General features: G+C 41.9%; 14 protein-coding genes. 2 read left to right on the top strand and 12 right to left on the bottom strand.

Going from position 1 to position 13,848, the window contains the following annotated elements; translation table 11 throughout:
• Positions 1-331: 331 nt before the first annotated feature.
• The 6 genes from lpdA to P4V41_RS14835 all read right to left on the bottom strand — a co-directional run bounded on the left by lpdA (position 332) and on the right by P4V41_RS14835 (position 6,712).
• Positions 332-1,765 (bottom strand): dihydrolipoyl dehydrogenase, encoded by a 1,434-nt coding sequence (gene lpdA / locus P4V41_RS14860; RefSeq protein ID WP_328085844.1) that lies wholly within the window; start codon positions 1,763-1,765, stop codon positions 332-334.
• Positions 1,766-3,034, bottom strand: coding sequence for a dihydrolipoamide acetyltransferase family protein (locus tag P4V41_RS14855; RefSeq protein WP_328085843.1), 1,269 nt, complete (start codon positions 3,032-3,034; stop codon positions 1,766-1,768). It lies immediately after the preceding gene.
• 13 nt (positions 3,035-3,047) lie between these two features.
• A complete protein-coding gene (locus P4V41_RS14850; RefSeq protein ID WP_328085841.1) occupies positions 3,048-4,043 on the bottom strand; it encodes an alpha-ketoacid dehydrogenase subunit beta in 996 nt (331 codons plus the stop codon).
• A complete protein-coding gene (gene pdhA, locus P4V41_RS14845) occupies positions 4,043-5,107 on the bottom strand; it encodes a pyruvate dehydrogenase (acetyl-transferring) E1 component subunit alpha (RefSeq protein WP_328085840.1) in 1,065 nt (354 codons plus the stop codon). Before pdhA ends, P4V41_RS14850 begins: the two co-directional genes overlap by 1 nt.
• 15 nt (positions 5,108-5,122) lie before the next feature.
• Positions 5,123-6,223 (bottom strand): Glu/Leu/Phe/Val dehydrogenase, encoded by a 1,101-nt coding sequence (locus P4V41_RS14840; RefSeq protein ID WP_328085839.1) that lies wholly within the window; start codon positions 6,221-6,223, stop codon positions 5,123-5,125.
• 93 nt (positions 6,224-6,316) lie between these two features.
• Entirely contained in the window at positions 6,317-6,712 is a 396-nt protein-coding gene (locus P4V41_RS14835) for a thioesterase family protein (protein ID WP_328085837.1), read from the bottom strand.
• A gap of 154 nt (positions 6,713-6,866) precedes the next feature.
• On the opposite strand from P4V41_RS14835, the gene P4V41_RS14830 reads away from it, so the two are divergent.
• Complete coding sequence (locus P4V41_RS14830) at positions 6,867-7,274, top strand: HIT family protein (protein ID WP_328085835.1); 408 nt, start codon at positions 6,867-6,869, stop codon at positions 7,272-7,274.
• A 121-nt stretch (positions 7,275-7,395) separates the two neighbouring features.
• Here P4V41_RS14830 and P4V41_RS14825 read toward each other — a convergent pair whose 3' ends face one another.
• The 4 genes from P4V41_RS14825 to P4V41_RS14810 form a co-directional block, all read right to left on the bottom strand.
• Positions 7,396-7,815: an AhpC/TSA family protein gene (locus tag P4V41_RS14825; protein WP_328085834.1), complete on the bottom strand. Its 420-nt coding sequence runs from the start codon at positions 7,813-7,815 to the stop codon at positions 7,396-7,398.
• Positions 7,816-7,971: 156 nt separating this feature from the next.
• Positions 7,972-8,691: an SDR family oxidoreductase gene (locus P4V41_RS14820; protein WP_328085832.1), complete on the bottom strand. Its 720-nt coding sequence runs from the start codon at positions 8,689-8,691 to the stop codon at positions 7,972-7,974.
• 311 nt (positions 8,692-9,002) lie between these two features.
• The gene (locus P4V41_RS14815) at positions 9,003-10,337 is read right to left on the bottom strand and encodes a sodium-dependent transporter (protein WP_328085831.1); all 1,335 of its coding nucleotides are present in this window, start codon (positions 10,335-10,337) and stop codon (positions 9,003-9,005) included.
• Positions 10,338-10,373: 36 nt separating this feature from the next.
• Positions 10,374-11,324 carry an NAD(P)H-dependent flavin oxidoreductase gene (locus P4V41_RS14810; RefSeq protein WP_328085830.1) on the bottom strand — a complete coding sequence of 317 codons (951 nt, stop codon included), beginning with the start codon at positions 11,322-11,324 and terminating at the stop codon, positions 10,374-10,376.
• A 66-nt stretch (positions 11,325-11,390) separates the two neighbouring features.
• Between P4V41_RS14810 and P4V41_RS14805 the strand changes: the two genes are divergently transcribed.
• The gene (locus P4V41_RS14805) at positions 11,391-11,906 is read left to right on the top strand and encodes a gamma carbonic anhydrase family protein (protein ID WP_328085829.1); all 516 of its coding nucleotides are present in this window, start codon (positions 11,391-11,393) and stop codon (positions 11,904-11,906) included.
• 69 nt (positions 11,907-11,975) lie between these two features.
• Here the strand turns inward: P4V41_RS14805 and paaX are convergent, their stop codons facing one another.
• Positions 11,976-12,869, bottom strand: a complete 894-nt coding sequence (gene paaX / locus P4V41_RS14800) for a phenylacetic acid degradation operon negative regulatory protein PaaX (RefSeq protein WP_328085828.1) — start codon at positions 12,867-12,869, stop codon at positions 11,976-11,978.
• Between the two features lie 188 nt (positions 12,870-13,057).
• Positions 13,058-13,834: an enoyl-CoA hydratase-related protein gene (locus P4V41_RS14795; RefSeq protein WP_328085827.1), complete on the bottom strand. Its 777-nt coding sequence runs from the start codon at positions 13,832-13,834 to the stop codon at positions 13,058-13,060.
• Positions 13,835-13,848 lie beyond the last annotated feature (14 nt).

Here is a 13,848-nt window from a genome sequence, read left to right as displayed (position 1 = left end):
TTTGGATGCTTAGTTTGTAAGTTTCGGCGAGTTTGTTTAGTGAGATTCTTTTTAATAGGCTAATTAGATGCCCTTTCGTTCATAGAAAGAAGTTTTTGCTGATACCAATGGGGTATAAGCACATCTAATACTAGAAATTCAGAAACTACTTCTAGAAATTTTGGACTTAATTCAGCGAGTTTCTGCAATAATCCGGCGAGTTTTGAACATATATCGGCGAGATGACATAAACTCGACAAACTACAGACAGCCATATACCCTCACCCCTAACAAAAAAAAACGGCCAACCAGACCGTTTTTTTCACATCATCATCATCATCATCATCATCACTCATACAGAGCTTTTTTCTTTTTTACGAGCTGGCGGTACATGAATCGCTTTCCCGCTCGCGTTTTCGATCGCTTCAAGCCATGCTTCGTTCAAAGCTGGGTGCGCGTAAACCGGATATGACAGATCTTCTTCACGCGCTACCATCTCTAGTGCGAACGTTCCGGCTTGTATCATTTCGATAGCTCTAGCTCCCATCATATGAACGCCAAGCACTACATCACTCTTCGCGTCTATTACCATCTTAGACAGTCCTTCTTTTTGACCAAGAATAGAAGCAAAGCCATTGCCGCTCATAGAAAACTGTCCCGTCTTCACTTCATAGCCCTCAGCTCGGGCTTGATCTTCAGTCAGACCTACTGAAGCAATCGGCGGATTCGTGTGAACTACATAGGGAACTAGGCTTAAATTGAACGCTGACTGCAATCCAGTCATATGTTCTGCTGCTGTCTTTCCTTGCTTGATCGCTTTTGACGCTAACTTCATCCCAATCGTGCAGTCACCCGCTGCATAAATGTTAGAAACAGAACTTTGACTATGTTCGTTTACAATAATAAAACCGTTATCGTCACGTTCGATCGAGATCGCTTCAAGTCCAAGACCTTCCACATTAGGAGAATAGCCAGCGGCATACAATACATGTGAAGTCTCGACCGAAACTTTTTCATCACCGTCTTTTTTCAGCGTTACGGTTACTGAATTAGATATCTCCTCTGAGCCTTCCCATATATGATTCTTAAACACTTTTATCTTATTTTTCTTTAAAACACGCTGCAGTTCTTTTTCGATGTTCGCGTCCAAACCAAATCCATCACCTGGTATGGCTAACGTAACATCACTTCCAAGCTGCTTATAGGCCATGGCAGCTTCAAGCGCGAAGTAATCATCACCATAGATGAATAGACTTCCAGGAAGCTCACTCAACTCCCACAATGTGTGAGGTGTCATCAGCCTATTAGATAACGTGGCCAGTTCTGGCAATAACGGTGAGCTTCCTGTAGCGATAAGTGCGTGCTCAAATTCGTACATCTCAAAATGATGACCAGAGTCAATTCCTATTCTCTCACTGGACATAAATGATGCTGTACCTGTTAAATGCTCGATCTTGTTAGCTTTGATCAGACCTTCTACTCCCTTTTGAAGTCCAGTTACGACCGAAGAGTAGTAGTTTGTGAACGTGTCATACTCAAATCGTGCCTCTGGAACCGAAATCCCCATATTCTTAAATTGAGAAAGGCTCGAAAAGTTAGCCGCAGACTCTGTAAGACTCTTTGAAGGAATACATCCTTTATGAAGGCAAACGCCGCCCAACTTCTCTTTTTCAATAAGCGTAACTTCCATTCCAAGCTGTGCCGCACGGATTGCAGCATGGTATCCGCCAGGTCCGCCTCCGATAATAACAAGTTGTCGTTTTGTTGCAAAATCACCTACAACCATCTATATCAGCTCCAGTGTCATGAAGTAAGGATTCTCGATGAGTTCTTTTACGCGGTTCGTGAACATGACAGCCGTTGCACCGTCTGCAACGCGGTGGTCAAACGACATCGATACGTTCATCATGGAACGAATCACGATTTCGTTGCCCACAACAACTGGTGTTTTCTTTGTTTTATGAAAAGCCATAAGTGCTACTTCAGGGTGATTGATGATTGGAGTTGCTGCGATCGATCCAAGCGGACCAACGTTTGATATCGTAAACGTGCTCCCTGTTAGATCAGAACCTTTCAGCTTGTTCGTTTTAGCACGGTTGATCTTGTCTTTCATGTCAACAGCAATATCTCTTATATTTCTCTGTTCGACTTTCTGGATCACTGGTACGATCAAGCCTTCATCCGAGTCAGTGGCGATGCCGATATTCACATTTTTCTCAAGACGAATGACTTCCTTTTCTTCATCCAGCTTCGCGTTGAAAATTGGGAAATCTTTCAATGCAATCTGGATCGCTTTTACGAAAAAAGCTGCAACTGACACGTTCATGCCACGCTTGTTATCAGGGTCCATCGCTTTAAGCTGTTTCTTCAGATCCATGACAGCTGTAACATCGATCTCTTCAAAGTGAGTAACATGCGGAATCGTCGCAAGAGATTGAACCATTTTCTTCGCGATCTGTTTCCTTCGACCTTTAAACGGAATCTCTTCTGGGTCACTTGTAGAAAACACTTGAGTCGATGAAGTCGCTTTTTCTTGCAGAGAACCAACTGGTGTTTCCTCTGTTTCTGTTGCTGAAGGCTGATCCATAAAGTTATAAACGTCTTGATCTGTCACTCGTCCCCCAGGTCCAGTGCCATTGATCTGTTCGATATCCACACTGTTTTCACGAGCAATTTTTCTCGTATATGGAGCAGCTAGAACACGTTTATTCAGTGTTGCGATAGCGCCAACAAAGGCAGTGTTGCTTGGTGCTTTAACGATTTTTTCAACGACCGGCTGATCTTTACTTTCAATAGATTCTTCTTTTGTAGAAGACGGCGCTAAAGCATCAATTGTTAAGATGACAGATCCTACAGTTACGACATCTCCCTCTTTTACCTTGATGTCTTTTATCGTTCCGGCTGCTGGTGAAGGAAGCTCGGCCGTTACTTTATCCGTTTGAACCTCTACTAAAGGCTGATCAACTTTAACGGAGTCTCCTGCTTTTACGAAAAAGTGTATAACTTCTCCTTCATGCATTCCTTCACCAATATCATGCAATTTAACTTCTACCACTCACAATCACCTCCTAAAATTGCGTTACTTTTTCAATAGCTTGAACAACACGATCTGCGCTAGGCAAGTAGTGATCTTCCAGTGCAAACATTGGAACTGGAGTATCAAAACCTGTTACGCGCTCGATTGGAGCTTTCATATACAGGAAAGATGTATCATTGATCAACGACATAATCGTTTCTCCAAGTCCTCCCGTTCCCGGTGCTTCGTGAACAATGACTGCACGGCCCGTTTTTTGTACACTTTCAGCGATCATTTCTTTATCTAACGGATAGAGTGAACGGAGGTCGATCACGTCACACATAATCCCTTTTTCTTCTGCTGTCTTTGCAGCTTTCATAACGACATCGATCATGGCGCCATAAGCAAAAATTGTTACATCGCTTCCTTCTTGAAGGCGAGCAGCTTTTCCAAGTGGAACATTATACTTTCCTTCAGGTACATCCATCTTTGTACTTCTGTAACAGCGCATCGGCTCTAAGAATAAAACCGGATCAGGATCTTCAATCGCTGAAACAAGCATTCCTTTTGCGTCATAAGGATTAGATGGAACCACTACCTTCATTCCTGGCATTCCTGTAAACAATGCCTCAACAGAATCAGAATGGATTTCCGGCGCGCGCACTCCTGCTCCAAATGGGGCACGAATGACCATTGGCACTGTAAAATGTCCAAGTGTTCTCGCACGGATTCGAGACGCATGAGTCATGATTTGGTTGAAGGCGGGATAGATAAAACCAAGAAATTGCATCTCTGCGATCGGTTTAAAACCGTTCATCGCAAGCCCGATCGACGTACCGATAATGCCTGATTCAGCAAGCGGTGTATCAATCACTCGGTTCTCTCCGAATTCAGCAACTAGACCATCTGTTGCCCGGAACACCCCGCCGTTCTGTCCAACATCTTCACCAAGCACGATAACGTTCTCATGCTCTTTCATCATCACTCTCATACCGTCTGTTACAGCTTGAACCATCGTTAGTTTTTTCGTATCTACTGCCGTTGTCATTAGCTATCACCTCTTGAATGAGCGTATGCTTCTTTTTGGCTTTCGATCGGCCAAGGATTTTCCGCAAACACATGATCAAACACATCGTTATAATGCGGTGCTTGTGCTTCTTCCATCTCTTTAACTGCTGCTTCGATTTCAAGGGTTAGTGATTCTTGAAGATCGGCTTCCCATTTCTCATCCCACATGTTTTCGTTCTTCATAAATCGCTCTAGTCTAAGAATCGGATCCGTCGTTTCACGGCGATTAACAGACTCTTCCTGGTTTCTATATTTTGAAGGATCATCAGCTGTTGTATGTGCCCCGTAACGCCACGTTACTGCTTCAATCAACGTTGGTCCTTCTCCTTTTCTTGCACGCTCGACCGCTGTACGTGTGTGGAAATATACTGCGAACACATCATTACCATCTAATCGGATGCCTTCTATTTCATACGCTACAGCTTTTTGAGCGATTGTTTTACTTTTCATCTGCTTTTCCATCGGTACAGATATGGCAAATCCATTGTTTTGATTAAAGAAAACAACAGGGGCGTTGAACACGCTAGCAAAGTTTAAGCCTTCGTGAAAATCACCTTCTGATGTTGCCCCGTCTCCAAAATAAACGATAGAAGCACGATCTGTACCTTTTAACTTTTCAGCCCAAGCTGCGCCTGTTGCATGAAGAAGCTGTGATGCGATCGGTACGGCTGGAGGAAAAATATTCTTTCCTTCTGGAGGAATACAACCTTCTTGGCGGCCTTTCCAATAGAGAAAAAGCGTTTTTAGAGAATGACCAAATGTCATCGTTGCCGCATGATCACGATAAGTCGGGAACATCCAATCGCCTTCACCCATCGCCATCGCGCTTCCAATCTGTGATGCTTCTTGTCCTTCAAATGGAACGTACGTCCCGATTCGTCCTTGACGCTGCAGGTTTACTCCCTTACGATCAAAAAGCCTCGAACGAAGCATCTTCGTGTAAAGCTCTTTAGTCAGATCCTCTGTAATCTCACCGCGGTATGTTTCATCATTCCACTCGCCGTTCTCATTAATGATCTGCATTTTTGGAAATAACTTTTCCATGGATTGATTCCCTCCTTAGTTTCGTACTTGCCATTTTGGTCTTCGGTTGTGAGCAAAAAAGCTGTTTCGTTTTGATCGAGCCTGAAGCTTTTCCTCACAGAAAAGATTTGCTGCTTCCATCGTAGATATCTGGTTCTTCGTGCTCTCACTATAAATCTGTATCAAGCTGTCATAGATCGCTCTTGTTTTCGTTAATACCCGAGCTTTGTTCGGTCCATAAAGCTCATCAGCTACCTGGATAAGCCCTCCTGCGTTCACAATATAATCTGGGCCGTATAGAATTCCTTTTTGTTGCAGATAAAGCCCATGTTTATCTTCTAAAAGCTGATTGTTAGCACTACCTACGATCGCTTTAACTTTCAACTGTTCAATCGTCTCGTCGTGAATGATTCCACCGAGTGCACAAGGAATGAAGATGTCCGCATCTACCCCGTAGATGTCGCTTCCCTCGACTACTTCCACATTACCGGGTAGAAGTTCTGCTCGTTCTTGAATCATCTTTAATGCATTTTCGTTAATATCAGTAACATAGATCTGTGCACCAGCAGCAAGTAGTTGCTCTGCGACCTTAAAGCCCACTTTTCCAAGTCCTTGAATGGAGTAAGACTTGCCTGCTAATTCATCTGTTCCTTCAAGCGTCTGAATGGTAGCTTGAAGACCATATATAACACCTTGTGCGGTTGGAACAGAAGAATCGCCGCTCCCACCATATTCCTCAGGTACTCCGACGATACAATTTGTTTCTTTTAACGCGTGGACAAAATCTTCTGGCGTCGTTCCCATATCAGTGCCCGTATAAAAGCGACCGTTTAATGAATCTACAAACTGTCCGAATGCTCGGAACAACTCTGGTGTACGATCTGACGTCGGATCTCCAATAATGACCGATTTACCTCCACCGAAGTCAACATCCGCACCTGCACATTTATATGTCATGCCTTTTGACAGTCTCAGAACGTCCTCAAGTGCCTCATCAACCGATCCATACGGTCTCATTCTGCATCCTCCGAGTGCTGGACCAAGTGTTGTATTATGTATAGCGATAATTGCCTTGAGACCTGTTGATGGATCGTTACAAAAAACAACTTGCTCATGCTGTGATATTTTTTCAAACATGTGTAAATCCCCCTAGTATGTCTCTCATTACTCTATTTCTTTTTCACTTTGCCACTTTAAAGTGTAAGCGCTTTCATAATTGCGCAAAAAAATTTAAATCTTCATCTCTTTAATCTTTTGTGAGATCGCTTCTCTCGGCAGGATATATTGTGTTACTTCTCCTTCACCTGCTATTGCTTTACCGTTATAGACGGTCACATCGCATATGATTGCTTTTCCTTTTACTTCTCTTAACGTTGCCGTTACAGTAAGCTCTGCGCCTTCTGGTGTCGGAGCCATATGTTTAGCTGCAACTCCACCGCCGATTCCTTCTTCATGCTCTTCAAGATATGGTAATATGATCTGTCTCGCTGCCCATTCCATATGATAGACCATGCTAACAGTTGAATATGCTGGATGAACCAGCTTCCCTTCAAATTGAGCAAACATATCTGGTGTAACGGTAGCTTTGATGGTCGCACTTTGGCCAACATTCATGCCTGATTTCATGCACACACCTCATATCTTTCATCTAATTTATATAACGTTTTCTTAACGCAATCATAACATTTTGTGTGATATTTGGTCAACGAATCACCAGAATTGTTTGATTTGTAAGAAATATGAAAAATATGCAAAAATGTAATTGGAGGTGTTTTAACTGATGAAAAATTGTATATTTTGTAATCCGATGAGTTTTCCGGAGCAAAAAATTGTGTTTGAAAATGATAGCTGCTACTTTCTACAAAGTCCGAAAGCTCAAGATATTTTAGAAGGTGCAGGCTTAATCATTCCAAAAGCTCATAAACAGACTGTTTTTGATTTAAGTGAAATAGAGTGGAGAGATACATATGATTTGATGCAAAAAGCAAAAAGTTTGCTAGATTCAGAGTTTACACCTGATGGCTACAGCACAGGGTGGAATGTAAACCCAGTAGGAGGACAGAGCATTCCACACGCTCATTTTCATATCATCCCTCGATTTAATGACGAGCCGTTTGCAGGCCGTGGAATTCGTTCGTGGATTAAGTCTGAGGATAACCGCAGATCGAGCAGAGTAAGTAAGGTTTAATAAGAGCTAATATCTGCTTTTTTTATGTGATGAACGATGTTTTTTATGTGATTTAGCTTAGCGGAAGCTCCGTACCGCATGAAAAAGCTGATACAGCACATGCCATATCAGCTTTCTCTTATCATTTCCGCAACTGCTTCAATACTTCGTCGACTTTCGCATGATCTTCAGGAGTGTCATCAACGTGTTTCCACAAAACCTCTCCATATCGATCAAACAGCCATGAACTTCCTTGAATGTTCACATCTTGAGTTTTCACTGCGCTTAAAAAATGCTTTCTTTCCTTCTTATCTTTAGGCACAATGTCGCTTATCTTCACTTCACCTTTTAAAAGATCCGCACCTACAGACAGCATGCTTTTCACAGTCGTCATGTGCTGGTTTCCCATCACCTCATATAGCTCAAGCTCCGGATCACCATAGATTTCAAACGGAAATGGTCCATGTACATTCATAAATTCTTGAATCTGCTCACGATTTGCTGGGGATACGACAACAACCTTAACATCTAAGCGTTCAAACTTCTCAAATGACTCGCGCAACTGCGCAAGGAACTCTTGGTAGTAAGGTCAGCCAAGGTGCCTGACTAATACAACGAATGTTTTATCTTCACCAAACAACTCATCTAGTCTTACATATTTTGAATCTTTCATGGATACCACTTCTTGATCTAGTTTCATCCAGATTGCCTCCTCGTCTTATACGTTCGGATATTCCTGAGAAAGAGGGTGAAGCATGATCTCATCAACGACCATATGCTTTGGTGCGCTCGCCATATATGCTACAGCTTCTGCGATATCGTTTACTTTTAGCCAATCTTCTTTAAAATCAAGACCTTGTTCAGAATCAGCAAAATACGTATCGATCGCTCCTGGATTCACAGTACCTACACGAACACCAAATTCTCTAAGTTCTTGCGCAAGAGAACCCGAAAATCCTTGAACCGCATACTTTGTAGCTGTATAGACAGAGCCGTTAGCAATCGTTCTGCGACCAACATCTGATGAGATCGTGATGATCGTTCCCTCTTTTCGCTCTTTCATATGTGGAACAACCGCTGTACTACATAAGAATACACCTTGAACGTTGACTTCAAACATTTTTTGAAAGTCTACTAATGAATGTTCTTCTGCTAATTTAAACTGACCGATACCAGCATTATTTACTAGAATATCAATGTTTCCAAACGCTTCAAACGTTTGTTTAAACAGTTCTGCTACGTCTCTTTCTTTCGTCACATCTGCTTTTATGGCAAGAACATCGAATCCCTTAGCTTTTAACTCTTCTCCCGTTTTGAAGATGCCATCAGACGAACCGATGATCGCTAGTTTTGCTCCTAGTGTTCCTAACTTTTCTGCTATAGCTTTCCCACACCCACGAGTTGCTCCTGTAACTACTGCTATTTTATCTTTTAGCATGTTTAATTCTTCCCTTCACTTCTGTATTTCACAAATTCTATTATTAACACAAAAAAGGCGCTAAAACCAATTATGGTCCGCGCCTTTTTATTATTTCTTAGCTCTTCTTTAAATCATTTCGCATAAACTTATTTGCTTTGAAAGTAGTTGATTTCCGTTTCAGACGCTCGCTTTCCGGGGGGCGTGCGATGAGCCCCCATGAGTCTCCCATCTTCCACTCCAATCAACTTGTCAATGATGCCTTTGGAAATACCCAAAAGTCACAATCTCTGAGACAAGAAGCTATTTTTATAGTTAGCAAAAATTATATTTTAAAAAAGTCCCAGCATGTTAACAAATACGATGATGATCACTACAGGAACGACATAACGGATCAGCATGAGCCAAAGCGCAAAGCCTTTTACCGAAACAGAGGAACCTGCTCTAAACTCTTGAAGAAGCATTTCTCTAGGGTAGCGATAACCAACAAATAACGCGATGAACAAGGCTCCTAACGGAAGCAGGATGTTACTCACTAAATAGTCGAGTTGATCAAAGATAATCTTGTCAAACAACGTGAAATCTGACCATACGCCATAAGACAAAGTAGATGGTACTCCGAATGCAAAGATAAGGATACCGATGATCCATGACCATTTTGCACGGTTCTCTAGTTCACCCTTCGTTATTGAAGCGACGATGATTTCTAACATCGAGAATGCTGAAGTAAGTGTAGCAAACAAGAACAGCGCTAAGAACACGATAAAGAATAGCTGTCCAAAAACGATCTGATCAAATACAGCAGGAAGAACAACGAACAACAATCCAGGTCCTTCAGTTGGTTCTAGACCTAATGAGAATACCCCTGGGAAGATTGCTAACCCTGCTAATAAAGAAATCAGTACGTTCAGCAATACAATCGTTGTAGCTGATTTTGTTAGACTTTCTTTTTTACTCAAATAAGAGCTGTACGTTACCATTACAGAGATACCAACACTTAATGAGAAGAAAGACTGACCTAATGCAAATAAGATATCGTCTCCACCGATCTTAGAAAAGTCAGGGAACAAGAAGAACTTTACACCTTCCATCGCATTATCAAGTGTTAATGAACGAATGATCAATACTGCAAACAAAACAAAAAGAGCTGGCATCATAATTTGGTTTGCTTTTTCGATACCGTTCTTAATTCCGCGACTTACAACGAAAATCGTGATCATCATAAAGATGAACTGAGAGATCAAGACCGGCCATGTACTTGAGATTGACTCTCCGAACATTTGACTAAAGTCATGGTTAAAGAAGTCTCCAGAAAAACTTTTTCCGAGGTAGAGAATGATCCATCCTCCGATTACACTGTAAAAAGATAATAAGATAAATGCAGTCGCTACACCCATTCTGCCTAGCCATGGCCAAGCAGAACCTGGGGCAATCTTTCGATAAGCGGAAACCGCCTCTTTTTGTGCTCCTCTACCGATTACAAACTCAGCCATTAAAAGCGGAAAACCGATTAAAAACGTAAACAATAAAAAGAGAAGAAAGAAGGCTCCCCCACCACTAGTACCGGCGACATAAGGAAATTTCCAAATCGCACCGAGTCCGATCGCTGACCCTGCTGCAGCTAGAATAAAAGCTAATTTCGACGTCCACTGGTCTTGCTGATTCATAATTACATACACCCTCCTGTTACTATTACTACTGAATTAGATGAAACGATTGTTTAACATACTTACTGCTTCTCTTGCTTCTTTCATCATGGTTTCTAGCAGTTCTTTCACGCTCGGTACATCTGAAATCACACCTGCGATCTGACCGCTATTAATAAAACCGTTCTCCAAGTCCCCTTTTACAGCTCCTAAAATATGATGATCTTCTGAGGTGTGTGTAATAAACTCTTCAGGTGAGACGCCATTTTTTTCAAGTTGGATCAACTTTTGAGCATAAGGTGTATCATAAATCCTTCTGATCTTTCCTGTTGAGCGGCCAACGATTAACGTTTTTGTATCATCTGCCTCTACTAAGGAAGTTTTGTATCTCTCATGAAATGGCGCTTCCTTTGTTGCGATGAAACGAGTTCCCATTTGAACACCTTGTGCACCTAGAGCAAAGGCAGCTGCCATACCGCTCCCATCTGCTATACCTCCAGCGGCGATGACTGGAATAGAGACACTCTTGGAGACCTGAGGCAATAGAACCATTGTCGTCGTCTCATAAGGTGAGTTAAGTCCCGCAGCTTCATAGCCTTCAGCTACTAGCAGATCTGCTCCTGCTGCTTCTGCTTTTTTTGCATGATAGACAGAAGCTACAACGCAGATAACCTTCAATCCGTGTTCTTTTAGTTTCGGTATGTAAGGTGCTGGATTGCCTGCAGATAAGGAAACAACTTCCACTTTATGTTTGATCAGAAGTTTAAGAATTTCTTTTACATTTGATGCAACGGTTAAAGGTACATTAACAGCAAATGGCCTGTCTGTCATCCCCTTTGTTGCAATTATCAAATTTTCTACCTCTTCTGGTGACATCGTACCAGCACCGATTGTGCCTAACCCACCTGCATTTGATATAGCAGAAGCTAGTTCTGCATTACTAACATTTCCCATTCCGCCTTGAACAATCGGATACTGAACGTTTAACAATTCACAGATGCGATTCAATTTCTCCACTTCCCATTCTAACCTTTGTTATACTGAACCTATAACCTGTTTCGAGGGAGGCTCATTATGAAATACACGTTTAATGGCAAAACACCAGATGTTCATGAAAGCGCTTTTATCGCGCCGGGGGTTCATTTAATTGGTGACGTTACAGTTGATGAAGGAGCTAGCATCTGGTTTAACTCCGTTCTTCGAGGTGATGAAGGACCCATCTCCATCGGTAAAAAGACTAACGTTCAAGATAATTGTACACTTCACCTTTATGAAGGATATCCCCTCATTTTAGAAGATGAGGTGTCCATTGGTCACAACGTTATCCTGCACGGATGTACGATTAAAAAAGGTGCACTTGTTGGCATGGGTTCTACCATTCTTGATGGAGTAGAAATTGGTGAACAAGCCTTCATTGGTGCGAATACACTGATTCCTCCCGGCAAAAAAATACCGCCGCGTGTCATGGTCATGGGTTCACCGGGTAAAATTATACGCGAGCTAAACGACGAGGATCTAAAGCTCATCCAGCTAACGATCGACACGTATTATGAAAAAGGGAAACAGTTCCGTGATGAAATAAAAGAATAGTAGAAAAGCACTTTCGTACAATAGCTTGCGAAAGTGCTTTTTTAAATTGTCCAATCTAGCCAGATTGTTTTATGACCGGTTCTCTTGAATAAGAGGGTGATTAAGAGCATCAAACTCTGAATCTTTCTTTAGATCGTTTCCATCCGAATAGATGCTTTCAAAAAAACGACTTGCAGGCCCAGCTAGTGCACGATAATAATCACTAAAGAGCGAAGCTGCATGATCACCTAGCCATTCTGCATGAAGAAGCTCCTTAGGAAGACCTGGATCGATGAAAAGAAACTTACGATATTCGTGAACAAGCTTTGTACGCTCTACGAAACACTCACCGTCTGTCATTTCACCTTTTTCAATCTTATTTTTATCAATCACATATTTTTGTGAATACGTTACGATAAACTCGTTGTATTTCTCGTTAATGTCATTCAAATCCCAGCACTCAGAAACTAGCTTTTCATTCTCATTCGGCCCATTGTAGACCGCTGTAAACGAATGAACATAGTCTTTGATCTCATATTTATCAATCATAGATTGAATCTGCTCAGAATATGCGTGCGGTGAGATCCAGAAGCTGTTAGCCAGTAGACCAAATCCGCTCCAGACTAGTTCTTTTCGTAGCTCATCACGAATGCTTCTTTTCTCTTCAGGAATCGTATAGGTGAACATCATCCATTCCCCGTTCCACGGTTCCTGTTGCGCGTTAAAAATTCTCTTTGCTGCTTCGTCCATCCGCTTTTTTCCACGCTCTGTTAAAAAATAATAACTTTTATTCCCTTGTTTTCTAGCTGCGATCCAACCCTGCTTATTCATCCTGGAAATCGCTGCTCTTACGGCTTGTTCGTTGTGACCAAACTCTTCTAACAATCGAATCAAGCTGCCAATCCATATCTCACTGCCGTAATGCCGGATGTAGTCTCCGTATAATGTAAAAATCATGGAGCGTGTGTTCAAACTATTCTGCATGTTAATACCCTCATTTGTACCTGTTATTGTCTGTACAATCCTACCATAAAGAAAACTTGGCTGACATCATGTCTTTCACGTCAGTCTTAGTTGCAATTATACGATCGACTTAAATCTGAACCTCGTAGAAAATCAATGTGCAAACAAATTATACTTTATGATAGTGGACTTCTAGAGACAGAAACAAGTTACTCTCCCTTAAATACAGGCGGTCTTTTTTCTCCAAAAGCGATAAGTGCCTCCATTCGATCTTTTGTAGGAATTGTCACTTCATACGCTTTCGCTTCAATCGCGAGTCCTGTTTGAAGATCAACTTCTATTCCATGCTTGATTGCATACTTTGCTTGCTGAACGGCTACTGGTCCGTTCTTCATGATAAGTCCAGCATAGTTCTCACAAACAGCCATCAATTCTTCTCTTGACGTCACTTGGTTTAAGATGCCATATGAAAAAGCTTCTTCTGCCATCATCTTTTTCGCTGTTAAGATCAGTTCCATTGCTTTCGCTTGACCGATCAGTCTTGGAAGACGCTGAGTTCCTCCTGCACCAGGAATAATCGCCCAACTAAGTTCTGTCAGACCCATCGACGCTTCTCTTACAGAAACCCGAAGATCACAAGCAAGGGCCAACTCGAAGCCGCCTCCAAAAGCATGACCATTGATCGCACAGATCGTAGGCTGCGGCAATGCTTCAACAGCGGAGAACACATCGCGAATCTTGCGCACATTTCTTCTTACTTCTGATTCACTAAGCGTACAGCGCTCTTTTAGATCAGCTCCTGCAGAGAATGCTTTCTCTCCTGCACCTGTAAAGATAACAACACGAACATCATTGTTGTGATGAATATCTTCTACTACTTCTTCGAGCTCTTTTAACGTTGAAAAATTAAAACAGTTCAATACTTCCGGACGGTTTAAGGTTACATAGGCAACATTATCTTTTACTACGTATAAAATAGCACTCATTTTAGTTCACCCTC

The organism is Fictibacillus nanhaiensis (assembly GCF_036213205.1).
Taxonomy (GTDB): Bacteria; Bacillota; Bacilli; order Bacillales; family Fictibacillaceae; genus Fictibacillus; species Fictibacillus nanhaiensis_E.
This window is presented reverse-complemented; position numbering and strand designations above follow the sequence as displayed.